This window comes from Hymenobacter sp. PAMC 26628, assembly GCF_001562275.1.
Classification (GTDB): domain Bacteria; phylum Bacteroidota; class Bacteroidia; order Cytophagales; family Hymenobacteraceae; genus Hymenobacter.
The window spans coordinates 11,880-29,002 of record NZ_CP014303.1 but is presented as its reverse complement, the minus strand read 5'-3'; the positions used below and the strand labels follow the sequence as shown (position 1 = coordinate 29,002).

The window sequence follows — 17,123 nt, the reverse complement described above, 5'->3', positions numbered from 1 at the left end:
CGGTTAGTCGCGCTGCTCGTCCTGCGGGTGTTCTTCGCTATCCTGGTTGTCGTCGGTCAACTCGCCGCCCTCCTGGGGCGGGTATTCGGGTATCAAGTCGTCCGACCGATTAATGCCGGGGTCGTTGCCGTTGGCTTCCTCGGCCTGACTTAGTGCCTGCTCAGCCTCGGCCAGTTCGGCGGCCCGCCTGGCGGTGGCCGTGGCCTCCATAGCCCATTCGAGCACCTGCAATGCCGGGGCGCAATAAGATTCGCGCAGGGCTTTATCGCTGGCTTTCGGGAACAGCTTGCGGGCCTGGCGCTGCTGGCTGCGGTAGTGCTGGCGGTCTAGCTGCTCGCAGGCCTCGCAAACCGAAAGGGGCTGCGGCGCGACCTTCCGGGGCGCTAGCTCAATGCCAAAAAAGTGCCCTTGCGTTACGCCGTGGGCCTCTAAACGAACGGGCATCTTGTCCGGCTGGCAGATTACGCCCAAATACCCATCGGCGTGAAAGTAGGCTTTCACCTCGGCCGGGCCGAAGCTGTTCAGGTGGATATACACGCGGGCACCGATGGCCGGTACCTCGCCCCTACCCGACCAAATGAGGTCGGCCGGTAACCCGGCGCGAGTGGAAAAACCTACAAACCTGGGGCACTGGCCGGGGTCGCCTACCCAATCAAGGGGGCTAATTTGGGGCTGCTGCGGAGCGGGAGCGGGAGTTATCATAGCCTGTTTTTGCAATTGTAAAAATTGGAGTATGGCCGGCTAGTCGTCCTGGCCCTAGTCGTCCGGCTGTAAGTGGTATTGGCGCAACCCTTCGGACATCCGCTCATAGGCCAGCACGTAGGTAAAGAGGCCCAACCCAGCGAACAGTATGAGCAAGTCGCCCTTCTCGTTGCTCCACTGCGAGTAGTGGAGCCCGTCCGGGCTGGTAATGCCGCCCCCGCCCACCTGGGCAAAGCTGGCCGGTACATCGACCTGGCCCAAGCAGGTGGTAATGGTAATAAAATGGCTGTTCTGGATATTCTCCTGGGCCAACTTAATAGCCTGGTCAGGGGTCAGGGTGCGGGCTTGGGGCGGCATGGCGGCGGGGTAAAAAGGGAGTAGGAAAAGAACTAAGCCGCTAGGGCCAACTGACTGCCGAACACGCACCCGGCGCGGGGGCTGGGCTGGCGGCGGGCGCGTTTCACTGGCTGCTGCACCTCGACGACCAATCCCAAAAAGCCCGCTGCGTGGCAATACGCCTTCACCTGGGCCAGCTCGGCGTGGCCCTCGCGGCTTACCGTTACCGTGGCCCCTACCGGCGGCACCTGGCCCTGGCCCGACCAATGGAGCCCACCGGGCAACATCGTAAGCCGGGGCGCGGCCTCGAACTCGGGCAAGGGGGCCAGCAGCTGCTGGCGGGCATCCTCGCGGGCTTCCCACGCGGCAGCGGCGGTGGCCTTCTTGGCGGCAGCGGTAGTCCTCATGCGCTCCAAACGGACGGCGGGAATACGACGGGCGGGGCGGGTGGTGGTGGTGGCTTTCATGATGTAGGATTGACTAGGAGTAGAAAAAAAGAGACTAAAACCAAGGGTTAGCTTCCCATGCGGCCATGTCGGCGGCGCTTACCTGGGGCGGGGTGTGGTCGGCTTCGTCGGCGGGGTCGTAACGGTCGGCTGACACTTCACCGGGAGCGAAGTCGCAAAAATCAAAAGCCATAGTTAAAAGACTGTTTATTTGCAGGTTGCTTATATATACTAAACGAATAATGCTCCTATAAAGTTGCACAAAATACATCTTTATTTACGTAGTTTTTACATCTTTTTTGGCACGAAAAGTGGCTTTTCTCCCTCTTGTTCCTTTTTTACAATTGCAAAATCTTCCTCTTGTTTGCCTGCCCTGGGTCCGGCCGGATGACTCCGGCCGGACTGCTGCCCTTGGGCTACTCTGGGGCTTCGGTAGGCTCGGCTGCCTCGCCGGCTTCGTAGCTGGGCACTACTCCTAGAATGTGGTTTGCGGCCTTCTGTGCCTGGCTGGCGGCGGAAATAACCAGGCGCTTATCGTTGCGAAGGGCCTGCAACCAGTTAGCTATATAGCTGGCGCTGCTGGGCAGGGTCAGGCTCATATCGATGCCGGCCGCATTGCCCAAAAAGGCGGCGCTCAGCTCGGCTACTAATTCTTCCTTGGCGTAGGTCTCGCTCCCAAAATCGGCCTTCTCAGTGAGCGTGGCGCGGTCAAGGCGCTTGCTGTTGCCAGTGCTGTGGGCCAACTCGTGAAAGAAAGTCAAATAATAGTCCTCGGCCGTGTGAAAGTTGCTTGCCTCAGGCATAGTCACTAGGTCGGTACTCGTGCGGTAAAAGGCTTCGCTGCCGCCGTGGTTGATGCGGGGGCCGCCCACGTAGCCGGTTAGTATCTGCTCGGCTGCCTCCTGGGGCGTGTGCTCCCGGCTGGGCAGCTCGGGCAACCTCCACGCTACCCCGTCAATCTGCGCAATGTTAAAGACGGTGGAATACTGCAAGATGGCTACCTTCTTCTCCTGGCCTTTCGCGTCCTCCTTCTTACCTACCTTGTAGAAAACGACCGGCATCCCCTTCTCTCCTTTACGCACGCAGCCGCCCAACTCGCGGGCTTGATTAAAGGTCAAAAAATACGCCTGCTCGTATTTCAGCATCCCCAGCAAAAAGGCGTTGATGCCCTGGTAAACGCGCTTGCTCCGGTAGTTCCGGGGGGCACCGTGGGCCGCGTTCCAGCCCTGCTTCCACGGCGTTACGCCGTTCTCTAGCGCAAGAATAATGCGGTTAGTAATCACTTCGTAAACGTCGGTGCGGGGGGCAAAGGGTGCGGCGCTTTTCATGGTTTAAAGTGTTGGTTTTGTGCTTGCTACTTATACTTATCAAACGCAAAACACCTTTTTAATGTTGCATAAATTACATCTTTATTTAGGTATTTTCTACATCTTTTTATGGCATGGTTAGTGATTTTTTCCCCTTTTGTTCTCTTTTCCAGTCAATGCGGATTGTTGTAGTCACTAACACCTGCTATCTGAACCTTCCTTTGTTCGCGGTAGGGATGGGAAGGGAGCGACCAGCGGGAGCTGTGCGCAGCACCGCAGCGAAGCGGAGCCCTGGACAGCCCGGCCACCCGCCCAAAGGATAGATTTTATAAGTTGCCTCCTTTTTACAATTGCAAAATTCCTGGTCCACGTTTCATAAAAAAGACCCTACCGAAGCGGCAAGGTCTTTCTGAGATGGGCATTGCTGTAGGGGGCACTGAGGCAGATTCAGAGCCTAGGGCTACGCCTGCTTACTCTTTGGTGCTTAGCGTGTAAATTAGACCTTTGATAAGAAGAACTTCTACAGGCGAGGGCCACGGCGCACAGTCGGCGCGGGGGGCTCTTTGCCTAGGTCCGGCTCCGGGGCCACCACGTTTTTGGGGGCCTTCAGGCTGTTTTTCAACTCGTCGTTCCAGTCGTTGGCCCGTGACTTATCCAGCTCCAGCTTGGCCACCATCGGAAAAACATTGATGAGCGCCTGGTTGAAGAAAGCCAGCGTTTCGAGTCGCTTGGGCACGTGGAACTGGTAGCTGTGGTCCCCTACCCTACCGGCTTTGATTAGCTCGGCCTCCAGCGTGGGCGACGCGGGCCCCTCTGGGCCGGCTACTTTGCGGTACTCGTCTGTCACGCGCTGGTTGTAGGCCTTCGCCTCGCGGTGCAGCTTGCTGATGGGCTCGTCCTGCACCGAGTGGATGGCCACCGTTAGCAAACCGGGCAAGGTGCGCACAATGCCCATCGGGGTGGCGGGGCGCGCCAGGCCCACAATCAGGCGAGTATCAAATACATGCCCCTCCAGGTTATTATCGAGCGCCAGCTTCACCGTTTTAAGGTTGTGGTTCTCGACCAGGTGCTTGATTTCCGTCACCTTATTATCGGTCAGCTGACCCGAGGTGGAGGCGTACAGCGCGTTGGTGGGCTGCTTGAGCTGGTAATGCGAAAGCGCGTCGATGGCGCTCTCGGCGACCACCAGCGTGGTAGTTCTGGAATTCGTATTGGAGAGCCACAGAGCCGACGAATTGAGGGAGTCAGCGGCCTGGCCCTTAAACCCGTTGGCCTTGATTTCCAGCCCGACAATACTGTCCTTATACAGCTGCGGAAACGCGGTATTGACGAACTTGTACGCGCGGCCATCCTTGCTCACCCCGGTGTGCACGTGGTTCAGAATGCGCCCGGCAAACAAGGGGCTGGCCAGCGTCTCGGGGCTCAGACCCCGCGCATTCAAATAGGCTGTATCGGTGAGGGGTGTTGTCAGGCGCAGGAAATCGGGCACGTAGCTGTCGCCGCGCTGCACCGGCTCGGTGCGCTGCTGCAACTGGTGGCTGGTGTGGCGCTCCGCAGCCGGCAGGTTCAGGAAGCGCTTGGCGTTTTCAATCACGCTGGCCCAGATATTCTTGCCGGGGGCGGCAGTAATCCCATCGATGCGTGGATTCTCGATGCGGTGCTTGAGGAAGTCAATGACGCTCCCTTTGTCGCGGTCATCGGCCCGGTTGAAGTAGAGGTAGTCGCCCGAGGGTGCCTTATAAATAATCACCTGGTCTAGCCCAGACTTTCCCTTGTAATCGAAGGTGTGAAACTTGCCTTTTTCGATATCCGCGCCGCTTTTAGCCCGGTTGTGCTGGTAGCCGAGGGTGAGCACTAAATCAACCAAGTTGATGTCCTTCTTGACTTGATTAAAATTGAGTTCAGGTTCGCGGGGCTGTTGCATGTGAAAGAGAAGTAGGGTAATAACAGAAAATCAGCCCCTGCATCCGCAAGGGCTGATTTTCTGGTCTAGTCGGGCAGGCTACAAGCGCACGCCGCGCCGGCGTGCTGGCTCCTGGGTGTAGTTCTGGTTCTGGTTTTGCTCCTGCGCGGCGCGGGGCTGCGAGTCGCGGAACGTGAGCTTGCGGGCTAAAGGGTCGAGCTGCACCGTGGCATCGACCAGCTGCTGCTTGCTGTTGGTCATGCCCTCAATGCGCGTCGGGCGGCCTTCAAGCAGCTGCTTGGCTTGCTCGGCGCTCAGCTTCACGCCGTGCACCTCCTGGGGCACCGTGATGCCGTCGCGGCGCACGGCCACCACGCGCTTCATTTCTTTGTCAACGGCCAGGTAGGCGGCAAATGACTGGCCTTTGCCATCCTGGAAGCCCTCGGCCAGCGGTACCACGCCGTTGGCCTGCAACTGCACCTGCATGGCCGGCGTGATTTCCTTGCCCAGAATCTGCTTGGGAATCTCCAGCTCATGCTTGGGCAAGTCCACCCGCAGGCTCGCCACGCCCTGGGCGTCGCGTTGCAGCACGAGCTTGGCCTCGAAGGGCACGGCTACCCCATCGGAGGTTGGTAGCACAAATGGCAGCAGGTCCGTCTTTTTTCCTTCCAGTAATTTTTGCAGCTGGCCCGACTTTTCCAAATCAGCCACCTGCACACCCACCTTAGCTAGCTCCTCAGCCGAAATATCGGCCCGCGTGAACTGGGCCGCCGGCGTGGGCTGCGAGGCGACCTGCGGAGCCTGGTGCTGCACCGGAGCGGGCTGCTGCGCCTGGTACACCGTCTCGGTCGCGCTGAAGCCTACGAGGCCTTTTTCCGTCACGCGCCAGCCGTCGGCCGTGCGTTCCAGCTGGGTAGGCGTCTCAACGGCCAAGAAGGTTTTACCAGGCTCGGGCCGGCCACTCAGGTGGTAAGCGTTATCCATGCTATCCCGCAGCGAGTTCACCAGGCGCCCATCGGCACCGGGAGCTGGCAGCAAAATGGCGCGGTTGCTATCCTGGGGGTTTACCTGAATCTGAAATATGGAGTAGTGCGCGGGCTGGCGGCTCAGCACATCCTTTCGAATAACACCATCCGACATGGGCGGGGCAGCGGAGTAGATAATTTCTCCACGGCTCGGGGCCGCCGGCGCTGGCGCAGCCTGGGCAACGGCCGGGGCCTCTTTGGCCACCGCGGCGGCTGGCGTGGGCGCTATTTGTTGCGCGGGACCTACCTCCGGCTTGAATACGTTGCCCTGAGTATCGGTCAGGGCAAGTTTGCCCTTAGTCACTACCTCCCAGCCCTTCTCCGTCTGCTTCATCTGGCCCGGCTCGGCTAGCCCGACGTGGGCAATCTTGTGGCCCGACGTGGGCAGCTGGTAATCAAAGAACTTGCCCAGGCTGGCAATGCCGTCGCCAATGAGCCGCTGCTGATTCACCTGCGGGTTGATACCGAACTCCCCCTGACTGGTAATGGCCACGTTTAGCTGTGGGCTTGCCTGGCCCACCGCCTTGCGGCTTTCGATGATGCCCGTTTCGGTCGAAGGCGCATAGCTGTCGTAGGCGGGGTAAGCCTGGAACTTCGGGGACTCTTGCTGCGCGGGGGCAGGCTGTGGCGCGGGCGCGGCTACCTGGGCGGCGGGGGCCTCCACCGGCTGAGCAGCGGCACTAGGTGCGGGCGCGTCCTGGGTCACGGTAGGCTTCGGCGCGGGCTTCGCCGTGCCCAGCTGCTGGGTGCGGGTGAAATTGTCGGTAAAGTTGCTGACGAAGCTCACCACTACCCCGTTGCGAACGGTGATATTGAGCATTCCGTCCTTGTCCAGCTTGTTGCCGGCCCGCCGCAGGTCTTTGGCCTCCGGCATGTTTTTCAAAGCCGGGTCCTGGTCGATGGCTTTGTAAACGTTGGCCAGCAGGTCTTTTATCGACTCTTCTTTGGCGGGGGCCTGGGCTTGGGCCGGCGCCGGGGCCTGCTCCATCGACTTCGTTTGCAGGATGGCGTTGGCCACCAGCTCCAGTTGCTTCGCTTCCTCGGGCTTGCCACTCTTGCGCAGGGCGGCGGCCACCGGCAGGGCATTGCGGATAAAGTCGTCGCGGTCATCACCCGCCACCTTCGTCTTGGCCGCTGGCCTAGTGGCGGGCTTTATCTGCGCGGGGGCCGGGGCTGCTTTGGCCGCCTCCTGTACTGGCGGCTGCGTTGGCGCAGGGGCTCGGCTGGCCACCTTAGCGGCCGGCGCGGCTTGCTGTTGCACCTGCTGCTTTTCTTCGGGACTAACCAGCACCGCAAAGCTGTTTTTTAGCTGTTGCAGAATGGGGCGTGTGTTAACAATCTCGTTGCTATCGAGCAACTTAATAGCATCCTTGGTCTGCTGCACCTGCTTGGGGGTCAGCGCCGCGCCCTGCTCTACGGCAGCGGCTATATCCTGCATCTGCGTATTGGCTTTGCCGGTGCCATCAGTCGCTAGCAGGGGTATTCTGGCCCAGTCCGCAGCTTCTACAAACTGGCGGCGGGTTTCTTCTAAAGTGGTGGGCGAAGCAGCAGGTGGGGTAACCTGCTGCCCACTCCCGACCTTTTGTTCATTCTGCTCAGACATAGTGCTGTTAGTAAGTTAGTTGCATTCTCACCCCGGCCTTCCAAGGGCTACTAGAAACAAATATACCAAGCCTAAACCTGAATTCTCATTTTTCAATAGTTAATCGTTTTATTTCTCATTAGAGAATCATTTTATAAACTACGTTGTTAAGCATTCTAACAAACTATCTACTTCTTTAGCAAGTAGTTGCTTAAATTCTGCTAATTTTGATTCTACCAGATGCGCATCAATGGCTCGCGTAGTATCACTTAATGCCATCTTTGAAACCGTTGTATTATCAGGGAGGATAATCCAGCTTATATTGTAGCCCCGCTGGTGATAAAAAAAGAGAATAGTTAGGCAGACCTCGATACTACCCGAGAAGGTTTGCTCCAGGCGGGCCACCACGTTGCGCGTGAGGCCGGTTTCCTCCGCCAGGCGCACCTGCGACCAGGCATCCTCCCCTGGGCAAGCCAACTCGTCGCGCAGCTGGGCGAGTCTCTTACCTATCTGTTCTCTATTTATCATGCCTTCGCGGGTTTACTTTTCACTAGATGCGTCAGAAGAGGGTCACGTTTAATCCGGCTTAGCTCGCTCACAACCATAGCGGCAATATCGGCCTTGATAGTGTTGTAGTTAGCGCGGATTATTTGTTCTGTCTCGTCCTCCCCTGTCGCGGAATTCGCAAAACTAGTGATGTCGGGGATAGGTTGGTAAGCCTCCTCTTCACGTTTTATCTTGGCTACGTCCACTAAAATCTTGGCGTGAAATACCTTTTGCTCTATTTCCTCCCCAAAATTGTCGGCCACGGCCCCCACGAAAGTACCCTGCGTGAGGCCCGATATCTTACTGGCCGGAATCATGCTATCGAGCTGCGTTGAAATGCTGCTGCTCGTGTCCTTACTATTGATACTCAGCGACTGGCGTTTCTGCAAGATACGCCCAAACCGCTTGGATAGCGCCTCGGCACTCTCGCCCGTCACCTGGCCGGAAACTACGTTGCCGAGCGTGTTCTGGATTACCGTCGATTCTGCTTTGCCGTAGTCGCGGTCCAGCTGAGATTTATCCTGAATACCCAGGCAGGTGCTCACTTTGTTGCTGCGGGCCGTGGCAATGAGCTTATCCAAGCCTTTGAAGTAAATCGTCGGCAGCTCGTCAATGATGATGGACGACTTGAGCTTGTGCTTCTTGTTGACCAGCTTCACGAGGCGGGCATTATAGAGACCCAGGGCGGCCCCGTATATCACCTCCCGGTCGGGGTTGTTGCCCACGCAGAGCACCTTCGGCTCGTCGGGGTTATTGATGTCGAGCGTGAAATCGTTGCCACTCATCACCCAGTAGAGCTGCGGGCTGGCCATGCGGCTGAGCGGAATGCGGGCCGAGGCAATCTGGCCTTCCAGCTGCTCGCGGGCGTCGCCGTCGAACGCATCGATGAAGGGCCGCACGTAGTTTTCAATCTCGGAATAGGAGCCCAGAATGGGGAACATCTCCTCGTACTTGCGGCCCAGAAATTCAATCATGTGGGGGAAGGTGCAGTACCTACCCCCCTCGTAGATTTTCAGAAACCAGATGATGGCGGCCACGAAGTTGATGGGCGATTCGACGAAGAAATCGCCCTGTTTCTGAATCCACGTCTTGTTGAGGTTCAGCATGATGGTGGCCGCCGATTCGTAGGCATCGACAATATCGGTCATCATCGAGGGCAGCAGCGGGTTGCAGCGGTGGCTCTTGGTCGGATTGTCGAAGTTGATGACGTAGAATTGCACCGGCTCGGCGTACTTGTCCTGGTTCTTCAGCAGCTCATTGTACACGATGGTGCTCAGGTCGGGAAACTTGAAGTCGTACACGTACATCGAAAAGCCCTTGTTGAGGTGCTGCTTGATGAATTGGTTGATGACCGCGAAGGTCTTGCCCGAGCCCGGCGTGCCATACACCACCGTACCCCGGAACGGGTTGACGATGTTCACCCAGCCCTTGCGCTGCTTCTTTTGGAGCTGGTAGCTGGTGGGCAGGTTCACCGAGTACTCGTTTTCCATCTTGCGCTCCTCCTGCGGGAACGTCTCATTTTCCAGGTTGAAAATGTCGCCCATAAGGTTCACTTTCAGCATCCGACTCAGCAGATTGCCGGCGCGCAGCAGCAGCAGAAATCCCAGCGCCGTAGTGCCGGCATACAGCGCCGTGACCAGGGCCGGGGCGGCGGGCAAGGCGAGCAGGAAACCGTTGCCGAAAAACACCCCGGCCCCGAGCACCAGGTACACCAGGATGGGCGGCCAGGTCTGCGTTTCGCTGAGCTTGCCCCGCGTGCCCAGGCAGGAGAGCGTCAAAAACACAGCGGCGGCCCCCTTGGTCACGTAGGGCGCGTAAAACAGGGCCGTTTTCGTGCTGAATCGGGCCAGAATATTGCCCAGCCAGGCGGCCGTAAGATGCTGCTGAGTAAAGTAACCGTAGCAGTAGTAGTACAGGTGCAGCAGCACCAGGGCGACGCTAATCAGGCGCATAAAGTCCATGATTTTACGCATTGCGCGTTCATCTTCCATAAGGATTAGGGTGAGGGGTGAGAGGAAATCTTAGGTAGTGGGTATGTGATTGGAAGCCCTAGAACCTGCCTTGCTGGCGCTCTGGTGGCCGTCTTGTTAGGTGACGGCTAGGTGATTTTGGCCTATAAGCCCGGTCGCCGGCGACGCTTCTTCGCCGTATTTTCGTTGCGCTCGGCATCATCGACGCCAGCGCCCTCGCTACCCTCCTCCTCGAAGCTGAGTAGCGGCCCGGCCTGGCCAGCGGCCGGCGTTGTACCCTGGCCACGGCCTGGGTCTGGGCCGCCTGCACCGGGCCGCGCCTGGTCGGCCGTGCGCAGGGCCTCGCGGCCGAATGGGCTAAAGTGGTCGCGCAGTTGCTTGGCCTTTATCCCGACATCGCTACCCTTCACGCTGGTTTTCTGGTACCGAAAGCTGGTACCCACCAGCACGCCCTTGGCGTCGCGCTTCAGCGTGGGCTCAATCTCTTTTTCCTGGAGGTGCGCCACCAGCTTTTCGAGCGAGTTGATGCGTGGGTCAGCCAGGGCGGCAGTGAGCACTTCGCGCACGTGGCCCCGCGTCGCCTCCTTGCCGGGGTCGAGGTCTTTGGTGGTGTGCCGGCGCTCGGGCAGCGCTTGCAGGCCCAGCTGCTCCCGAATCTTTAGGGTAGCCTTCACATTGCGGGCGTAGTTCTGGCTCGTGTCGAGCGCCGCCCCACCGTCCATCGGCACGCGGTTGATGTAGATGTGTACGTGGGGGTGCTCCTTATCCTTATGCTCGTAAACCGCCACCTGGTGCCGCTCCAGGCTGGCGCCCATCAGCTCGCAGTAGAGGGCCGCAGCTTTCAGCTTCTGCTCGCGGGTGACTTTCTCCCCAGGGGCCCACGACAAAACCGTGTGCCAAACCGGCTGCTGAATCCGGCTGCTCATGCTGGCCACTGCCTGCATCTCGGCCGCAATCTGGCGCGCATCCTGGCTACCCACGTTAGCCACGCTTAGCAGCTCCGATTGCTTGTTGATACGGTCGGAACGCAAGCCCGCGCCGTACTCCAAGGCCCCCGTAAAATCATTCCCGGTAACAGTCTTGGCTATCATCGCAACGTCTCCAGTAAGCGGTTCACTAGTTCATTCAGCGCCTCAATGCCGACGCCTGGCAGCTTGCCGGCATTGGCCAGCTTCGTGAGTTGGTTCAGGTTGTTGCCGGCCCCGCCCAGCTGTCGGCGTAGTTCGACAGGCACCCGCTCAACTATCTGCTTGTCCAGGGCTACCCGTCGGCAATACTCCGAAAAGCTGAGGCCTGCTTGGCTGGCCTTAGCTTCCATTTTCTTTACCTCTTCGGGGGTAGCACGGAAGCGTTTTACTACTTCCTTGTTCACTTTTTCCCGCGGTGGCTGCGGTTCTGGCTCTTCCATATTGACATGGTCTGCGATGTTCTCAGCAAGACAAGGAGAAATAGCTTGCGTCAATTTCTCCGTTGACTTTGTAGGCGCAAACCGAAGGTTTGTGGCTACAAAGTCATGGCTTGCTGGATACGTTAGGGGTATTTTAGCGAGTTGGCAAAGCGCTTCCGTGAGCACCCAAAATCGGGCCTGCTAGGTGAGCTGATTGAGCCATATTTTGTATCAATCTATCAGAACTGCTACGTAACAGTTCTAATAGATTGATACAAAATATGTTTGATAAGTATGAAAGCTTGTATTTTGATAAAAAATATGATTTGTAGATTTTATGTCTGGTAGTATGTTTAGTGAAAAACATACTTCGTTTTTTTCTAGGCTTGTAGTAGGATAGTTTTTCAAGCTCTTTTCTAGGTAGTTTTACTCGTCTCCGGTTAACAAATATAACAACCTATTAAAATCATTTTTAAATCTTTGTTCTCATAACTGTTGCTTTTTGAATCAATCAAACTAATTTTGCCAACAGTGAAAGAGTGCAAGGAATTCTTTGGCCAGTTCCAACAGTCCAGCTTCCCTCACCTTTACTAACCCCCAAGACTCGTTCACATGAGCACCACCAAGTACATCTCCATCTCTTCCCAAAAGGGGGGCGTGGGCAAGACCACCATCAACATCCTGGCGGCTTCGGCTTTCCACTTCCTGGCCAACCAGAAGGTGGCGGTCATCGACTGCGACTACCCCCAGCACTCGCTTGAAGGACTGCGGAACAAGGAGTTGGAGCTACTCAAGAATAGTCCCGATAAAAACGCTGAATTCCAAGCCCTAGGTCGCCAGGCCTACCCCATTGTAGCCTGCGAGGTAAAAGATGCCCTGAGCATTGCCAAGCAGATGCAGGGGCAGTTCGACCTTGTGTTCATCGATACACCGGGCACCATCAACGTACCGGGCATCATCGAGCTATGGAAACAGCTGGACTACATCTTCATGCCCCTGGAGTCGGACCGCCTCAGCGTAGAGGCCACCATTCCCTATGCGCAGGTACTAGAGAAGTTTATCAAAGGCCAGCCCGGCAGCCAGCTAAAGCAGTACTATGCTTTCTGGAACAAGCACATCAAGAGCGAGAAGCAGGATTTTACGAGTGCACTGAGGAGTACTTTGCCGAGCTAGGCATCCCCTTCCTCAAGAGCCGGTTGGAGCACAGTGTGAACTACAAAAAGGACGCCATGCGCTCCACAATGTTTCCGCTGGGAAATGAATTTAAGCGCTTAGGAATTAGCAGCTTGATTAAGGAAATAGCCGAGATTATATTCGGTGCTGCCCCCGCCCAAGCCGCTGATAAAGTGGCAGCAACGAAAGAAAGCAAAGCCCTTTAATCCGCTAGCATCATGGCCAAACATAACCCCGCCGCCTCCCCCGCCAGCGACCTCGCCAACGTGATGAGCTTCGTAGCCAACCGCACTGCCGAGCCAGTTCCTACCCCGGTAGCTGAGCCAGCTCCCGCCCTGGTTGCTGAGCCGGCCCCAGTAGCCCAGGCTGCCCCAGCGGCGGCCCCCGCTGCCCCTGCTGAACCTGAGCAAGCTGTCGATAATCAGTTAACCACAGGGAAAAAGAGGCGGCCCCGACCGAGACAGTTGATTACGCGAGCATGTTTCTGAAGCCGGTTCGCACTCGCAAGACCAAGGCTATTTACGTGGACGAGGACCTGCACACGGCGCTATCTACCCTTACCCAGGCCGGTGGCGTCGGCCTGGCGGACCTGCTCATCAACATTGCCAACCACCACTTCGATACTTTCCGCCCGGCCATTCGCCAGTTCCTGAATGACCAGGAGAAGCTAAAGAAAAAGAAGCTACCCTACTAATCCCCCCTCACTCTAAGGATTTAATTATCACGCCCTTAAAATAGGCGTGCTAGCCACTGCTTTGCCTTTTTCCCACCACTTAATCAGCAACGAATATGTTCAAAGCTATCTCGTGGGGCCAGTTCACCGGTTTCGTACTTCTGGGCCTGGCACTCTACTATGCCTACGTCGGGCTAACCTACTACCGCGCTGAGCTGCTCGGCTTGGCCAGGGGTAAAGGCAAAGCCGCGAACGACGCCCCGGCCCCGGCACGCCCCTTGGCCTCGCTCATCGGCAGGGGGCCACTTATTGCCAGGCCAGCCATCATCCCACCAGCTGCACCGCCCGAAGTGGCCGGGCCAGATGCGGCCCCGGCCAAGAAACCAGGTGGGGTAGGGGAGGGGCCGGAAAGCACCGAGGAAGATGCGGAAATGGCCGCCGATGGGGTAGGGGAGGAGTTGGCTGAAGAAAACCAGGAGCTAGGTGATTTATCGGTTTTTGATTTACCTATTGTCGAGGTTTCAAATAACTTTAATGATGGAAATACAATCGATAATGTTTCATTTGATGCAAAAGCGATTAATTTTACTGACCGAAACGGTGCCGATTCGTTCCAAGGCACCGAAAGCGGGGTGGAAACCGCGACTGAGGACTACGACCCCAGCTTTACCATCGGCGTTGCCCAGCTCGGCAACTACTTCGAGCGCGCCGCTGAGGGTCAGCTTACTCAGGATGAACTAGTCGAGCAAGAGCCAGCACTGGAAAACACCGACCTACTGGTGGCCTTCTTTCAATCCAGCTCTAAGAGCGCCCAGCAAGCCACCTCGCACTTGTACGCCGGAGTGACGGAACCGACTCTTGACTAAATGATTTAGCAGTATTTTTTTCTTCCTTTTTCACCTATTCCATTCCCCATCTTTTCTCCAAAGCCATGTCAACCAACCTCACTCGCCGCGCTGCCAAGCGCATGAACAAAGCCCTCAGCACCGGCCTGCTCGTGCTGGGCACCACCAGCGCCGCCCTGGCCCAGGGTGGCCTCAACGCCGGCAAGCAGGGCATTCAAGATGCTACCACTGCCATTGCCGGCTACTTCGACCCCGCTACCCTGCTCATCTACGCCATCGCGGCCATCGTGGGCCTGGTGGGGGCCGTGAAAGTGTTCAGCAAGTGGAACTCGGGCGACCAGGATACCCAGAAGTCGGCCATGAGCTGGTTCGGCAGCTGCATCTTCTTGGTGGTCGTGGCCACGGTACTGCGCGCCTTCTTCCTGTAAGCCGATGGGCCACTACCCACTGAACAAGGGCATCAACAAGCCCATCGAACTCAAGGGGCTAGTGGGCTCGCGCTACATTTTCATGTTAGTGGCCGGCCTCGGCGGGGTGTTTCTGGGCTTCATCGTCCTGCGCATCGTCGAGGCTAACGCCTACCTCTCGGTAGCGCTGGCGCTGGGCGGCGGCTTCGCCTGGGTGACGCGGGTATTCGCCCTCAGCGCCAAGTACGGCGAGCACGGTGCCATGAAGCTGCGCGCCAAGAGCCGCCAGCCCCAACGAATTGTTAGCCGTAACGCTCGCCTTTTCAAAGATTTAAAGCAGTCATGAGCAATCTACTCCTCAACTCGGCCACGCTCGAAAGCAAGCAGCCCATCTACCGGGTGGAAAGCAACTGCCTTATCAGCAAGAACGCCGACGTCACGGTGGCCTACCGCCTGGAGCTGCCCGAAATCTTCACGCTATCGGCCGGCAACTACGAGTCGCTGCATTCCGCTTTCAGCAAGGGCGTCCGCATCCTGCCCAATCACACGGTGGTGCACAAGCAGGATTGGTTTGTGGAAGACCAGTACACGCCCGAGTTTGGGGAGGACGATACCATGCTCTTGCACGCCTACAACCTCCACTTTTACGAGCGGCCGTTCCTCAACCACCACTGCTACCTCTACCTCACCAAAACGTCCTCGGCACGCGACTCGTGGAATAGTATGAGCACCATGCTTTCCCGGTCCAGCATTGTGCCCAAGGACATGATGAAGGACGAAGTGTTGAACGAGTTCTTTACCGCCGTAGGCCAGTTTGTGCGGGTACTTTCCGATGCCGGTATTACCCTCACCCAGCTGACGGACGATGAGATTTGCGGTACCGAAACCAAAACGGGCATTCTGGAAAAGTACCTGTCGCTCGACCTGCGCGACAAGTCGCCGGCGGTGGATATCGACTTCACCAACGGCCTGAAAGTAGGCCCTAGGGCGTGCAGCTGCTTCTCGCTGGGCCGGCTCGACGACCTGCCCTCCGCGCTGCAAACCGAAGGCAAGTACGGGCCGCTGAGCAAGGATAATTCCCCATTCTACGTGGGGTTTGCGGCCCCGCTGGCCCTGCTGCTGCCCGTCAACCACATCTATAACCAGTACGTGTTTGTCGATGACCACAAGAAGGCTATCAAGAAATTCGAGAAGAAGCGCGACAACATGAACTCGCTCGCGGGCACCTCCCGCGAGAATGCCATCAACAAAGAGTTCTACGACCGCTACCTGAACGAAGCCATCTCCGATGAAAAGCTAATCGTGCGGGCGCACGCCAACGTGCTGGCCTGGACCGAAAATCCCAACGAGGAAAAGGCCCTGCGCGAAGCGGTGGGCTCGGCCATCAACTCGCTCAACTGCGCCGCCCGGCAGAACACAGTCGATATCGGGGCCCTGTACTGGGCGGGCATTCCGGGCAACGCCGGCGACTTTCCCGGCGAGGAGAGTTTCTACACGTTCGAGGATGCCGCTACCTGCCTGTGGAATGTAGAAACCAACTACCGCGACTCCTCTAGCCCGTTTGGTATCAAGCTCAGCGACCGCATCAGCGGCAAGCCCGTGCACGTGGACTTGTCGGACGAACCCATGAAGCAGGGCATCATTAAAAATCGCAATAAATTCGTGCTAGGGCCCTCCGGCTCGGGCAAGTCGTTCTTTACCAACGGCATGGTGCGCCAGTACCACGAGCAAGGGGCGCACGTGCTGCTCGTTGATACCGGCAACAGCTACAAGGGGCTGTGCGAGTTGAAAGGCGGGGTATACTTCACCTACGAAGAAGCCAAGCCCATCAGCTTCAACCCGTTCTACGTGGAGGGCCGGCCCGACGTGGAGAAGCGCAAAAGCCTACACACCCTGATTTTGACGCTCTGGAAGCTGGCCGATGAGAAGGTTACGCAGTCGGAATCGGTGTCCATCTCGAACGCCATAGCCCAGTACTACCAGTTGCTGGAAAAGGAGCCAGGCCTCCCGGCCAGCTTCAACACGTTCTACGAGTTCCTGAGCGGCCCCTACCGCGCCCACCTCGATACCGAGAAGGTGCGGGAGAAGGACTTTGACATTCACAATTTCCTGTACGTGCTCGCGCCCTACTACCGGGGCGGGGAGTACGACTACCTGCTCAACTCGGAAAAGCAGCTCAACCTTACCAAGGAGTCGTTCATTGTATTTGAGCTGGATAACATCAAAGACCACCCGATTCTATTCCCGGTGGTGACCCTCATCATCATGGATACCTTCTTGCAGAAGATGCGCCAGCTCGACGGGGTGCGCAAGATGATTCTGATTGAGGAGGCGTGGAAGGCGCTGGCCACGGCCAACATGGCCGAGTACATCAAGTACCTGTTCAAAACCGTCCGCAAGTTCTTCGGGGAAGCCATCGTCGTGACCCAGGAAATAGAAGACATCATCGGCAACCCGATTGTGAAGGATACCATCATCAATAACTCGCATTGCAAAATCATGCTGGATATGAATGACTTCCTGAGCCGCTTCGATGACATTCAGCGGATGATGAGCCTCTCCGATAAGGAGAAAGACCTCGTGCTTTCCATCAACCGCAACAACCGCCCCGGTGCCAAGTACAACGAAGTGTTCATTACCCTCGGCGGGCGCGTATCGAAGGTGTACGGCGTCGAAGTATCGAAAGAAGAGTATGTAACCTACACCACCGAGCAGACCGAGAAGATGCAGCTGTTCCAGAAAGTGAACGACGGCATGGACATTTCTTCGGCCATCCAGGCCTACGCTGACGAGCTGCGCGCCGCCTAATTTCTTTTCCCCA

The 17,123-nt window shown here is 57.4% G+C and carries 17 protein-coding genes and 1 pseudogene; 7 read left to right on the top strand and 11 right to left on the bottom strand.

Annotated elements, in window-relative coordinates; all coding sequences use genetic code 11:
• Positions 1-3: 3 nt before the first annotated feature.
• The 11 genes from AXW84_RS00140 to AXW84_RS00095 form a co-directional block, all read right to left on the bottom strand.
• The gene (locus AXW84_RS00140; RefSeq protein ID WP_157886709.1) at positions 4-537 is read right to left on the bottom strand and encodes a hypothetical protein; all 534 of its coding nucleotides are present in this window, start codon (positions 535-537) and stop codon (positions 4-6) included.
• Between the two features lie 219 nt (positions 538-756).
• Positions 757-1,059: a hypothetical protein gene (locus AXW84_RS00135; protein WP_068227123.1), complete on the bottom strand. Its 303-nt coding sequence runs from the start codon at positions 1,057-1,059 to the stop codon at positions 757-759.
• Positions 1,060-1,091: 32 nt separating this feature from the next.
• Positions 1,092-1,505: a hypothetical protein gene (locus tag AXW84_RS00130; protein ID WP_068227121.1), complete on the bottom strand. Its 414-nt coding sequence runs from the start codon at positions 1,503-1,505 to the stop codon at positions 1,092-1,094.
• A gap of 34 nt (positions 1,506-1,539) precedes the next feature.
• The gene (locus tag AXW84_RS24215) at positions 1,540-1,677 is read right to left on the bottom strand and encodes a hypothetical protein (protein WP_157886708.1); all 138 of its coding nucleotides are present in this window, start codon (positions 1,675-1,677) and stop codon (positions 1,540-1,542) included.
• A gap of 223 nt (positions 1,678-1,900) precedes the next feature.
• Entirely contained in the window at positions 1,901-2,812 is a 912-nt protein-coding gene (locus AXW84_RS00125) for an ArdC family protein (RefSeq protein ID WP_068227119.1), read from the bottom strand.
• Positions 2,813-3,311: 499 nt separating this feature from the next.
• Positions 3,312-4,715, bottom strand: coding sequence for a toprim domain-containing protein (locus AXW84_RS00120; RefSeq protein WP_068227117.1), 1,404 nt, complete (start codon positions 4,713-4,715; stop codon positions 3,312-3,314).
• Positions 4,716-4,793: 78 nt separating this feature from the next.
• Entirely contained in the window at positions 4,794-7,322 is a 2,529-nt protein-coding gene (locus AXW84_RS00115; RefSeq protein ID WP_082773594.1) for a DUF4099 domain-containing protein, read from the bottom strand.
• A 138-nt stretch (positions 7,323-7,460) separates the two neighbouring features.
• Positions 7,461-7,829 carry a hypothetical protein gene (locus AXW84_RS00110; protein ID WP_068227113.1) on the bottom strand — a complete coding sequence of 123 codons (369 nt, stop codon included), beginning with the start codon at positions 7,827-7,829 and terminating at the stop codon, positions 7,461-7,463.
• Positions 7,826-9,838: a conjugal transfer protein MobC gene (gene mobC, locus AXW84_RS00105; RefSeq protein ID WP_068227112.1), complete on the bottom strand. Its 2,013-nt coding sequence runs from the start codon at positions 9,836-9,838 to the stop codon at positions 7,826-7,828. Before mobC ends, AXW84_RS00110 begins: the two co-directional genes overlap by 4 nt.
• Before the next feature lie 122 nt (positions 9,839-9,960).
• On the bottom strand, positions 9,961-10,908 hold the full coding sequence (locus AXW84_RS00100; protein WP_082773593.1) for a relaxase/mobilization nuclease domain-containing protein: 948 nt from the start codon (positions 10,906-10,908) through the stop codon (positions 9,961-9,963).
• A complete protein-coding gene (locus AXW84_RS00095) occupies positions 10,905-11,279 on the bottom strand; it encodes a plasmid mobilization protein (RefSeq protein WP_157886707.1) in 375 nt (124 codons plus the stop codon). Before AXW84_RS00095 ends, AXW84_RS00100 begins: the two co-directional genes overlap by 4 nt.
• A 537-nt stretch (positions 11,280-11,816) precedes the next feature.
• Here AXW84_RS00095 and AXW84_RS00090 point away from each other — a divergent pair.
• The 7 genes and pseudogenes from AXW84_RS00090 to AXW84_RS00060 all read left to right on the top strand — a co-directional run bounded on the left by AXW84_RS00090 (position 11,817) and on the right by AXW84_RS00060 (position 17,110).
• Positions 11,817-12,377, top strand: a complete 561-nt coding sequence (locus AXW84_RS00090; RefSeq protein ID WP_068227106.1) for a ParA family protein — start codon at positions 11,817-11,819, stop codon at positions 12,375-12,377.
• Positions 12,378-12,445: 68 nt separating this feature from the next.
• On the top strand, positions 12,446-12,583 hold the full coding sequence (locus AXW84_RS00085; RefSeq protein ID WP_157886706.1) for a hypothetical protein: 138 nt from the start codon (positions 12,446-12,448) through the stop codon (positions 12,581-12,583).
• Between the two features lie 257 nt (positions 12,584-12,840).
• Positions 12,841-13,071: pseudogene (locus AXW84_RS00080) on the top strand (DUF3408 domain-containing protein); the annotation flags it as partial.
• A gap of 95 nt (positions 13,072-13,166) precedes the next feature.
• Positions 13,167-13,916 carry a hypothetical protein gene (locus AXW84_RS00075; RefSeq protein ID WP_068227100.1) on the top strand — a complete coding sequence of 250 codons (750 nt, stop codon included), beginning with the start codon at positions 13,167-13,169 and terminating at the stop codon, positions 13,914-13,916.
• Positions 13,917-14,017: 101 nt separating this feature from the next.
• Positions 14,018-14,323 carry a DUF4134 domain-containing protein gene (locus AXW84_RS00070; protein ID WP_236943110.1) on the top strand — a complete coding sequence of 102 codons (306 nt, stop codon included), beginning with the start codon at positions 14,018-14,020 and terminating at the stop codon, positions 14,321-14,323.
• Between the two features lie 4 nt (positions 14,324-14,327).
• Complete coding sequence (locus tag AXW84_RS00065) at positions 14,328-14,648, top strand: DUF4133 domain-containing protein (protein ID WP_068227096.1); 321 nt, start codon at positions 14,328-14,330, stop codon at positions 14,646-14,648.
• Positions 14,645-17,110 (top strand): TraG family conjugative transposon ATPase, encoded by a 2,466-nt coding sequence (locus tag AXW84_RS00060; RefSeq protein WP_068227094.1) that lies wholly within the window; start codon positions 14,645-14,647, stop codon positions 17,108-17,110. The genes AXW84_RS00065 and AXW84_RS00060 overlap by 4 nt, the downstream gene beginning before the upstream one ends.
• The last annotated feature ends 13 nt before the right edge of the window (positions 17,111-17,123 follow it).

What these genes read in the sequence shown, in the direction of transcription:
- AXW84_RS00115 (WP_082773594.1), bottom strand. Translation starts at nt 7,322, where the DNA reads ATGTCTGAGCAGAATGAACAAAAGGTCGGGAGTGGGCAGCAGGTTACC.
- AXW84_RS00125 (WP_068227119.1), bottom strand. Translation starts at nt 2,812, where the DNA reads ATGAAAAGCGCCGCACCCTTTGCCCCCCGCACCGACGTTTACGAAGTG.
- AXW84_RS00110 (WP_068227113.1), bottom strand. Translation starts at nt 7,829, where the DNA reads ATGATAAATAGAGAACAGATAGGTAAGAGACTCGCCCAGCTGCGCGAC.
- AXW84_RS00120 (WP_068227117.1), bottom strand. Translation starts at nt 4,715, where the DNA reads ATGCAACAGCCCCGCGAACCTGAACTCAATTTTAATCAAGTCAAGAAG.
- AXW84_RS00085 (WP_157886706.1), top strand. Translation starts at nt 12,446, where the DNA reads ATGTTTCCGCTGGGAAATGAATTTAAGCGCTTAGGAATTAGCAGCTTG.
- AXW84_RS00130 (WP_068227121.1), bottom strand. Translation starts at nt 1,505, where the DNA reads ATGAAAGCCACCACCACCACCCGCCCCGCCCGTCGTATTCCCGCCGTC.
- AXW84_RS24215 (WP_157886708.1), bottom strand. Translation starts at nt 1,677, where the DNA reads ATGGCTTTTGATTTTTGCGACTTCGCTCCCGGTGAAGTGTCAGCCGAC.
- AXW84_RS00065 (WP_068227096.1), top strand. Translation starts at nt 14,328, where the DNA reads ATGGGCCACTACCCACTGAACAAGGGCATCAACAAGCCCATCGAACTC.
- mobC (WP_068227112.1), bottom strand. Translation starts at nt 9,838, where the DNA reads ATGGAAGATGAACGCGCAATGCGTAAAATCATGGACTTTATGCGCCTG.
- AXW84_RS00135 (WP_068227123.1), bottom strand. Translation starts at nt 1,059, where the DNA reads ATGCCGCCCCAAGCCCGCACCCTGACCCCTGACCAGGCTATTAAGTTG.
- AXW84_RS00060 (WP_068227094.1), top strand. Translation starts at nt 14,645, where the DNA reads ATGAGCAATCTACTCCTCAACTCGGCCACGCTCGAAAGCAAGCAGCCC.
- AXW84_RS00075 (WP_068227100.1), top strand. Translation starts at nt 13,167, where the DNA reads ATGTTCAAAGCTATCTCGTGGGGCCAGTTCACCGGTTTCGTACTTCTG.
- AXW84_RS00100 (WP_082773593.1), bottom strand. Translation starts at nt 10,908, where the DNA reads ATGATAGCCAAGACTGTTACCGGGAATGATTTTACGGGGGCCTTGGAG.
- AXW84_RS00070 (WP_236943110.1), top strand. Translation starts at nt 14,018, where the DNA reads ATGAACAAAGCCCTCAGCACCGGCCTGCTCGTGCTGGGCACCACCAGC.
- AXW84_RS00090 (WP_068227106.1), top strand. Translation starts at nt 11,817, where the DNA reads ATGAGCACCACCAAGTACATCTCCATCTCTTCCCAAAAGGGGGGCGTG.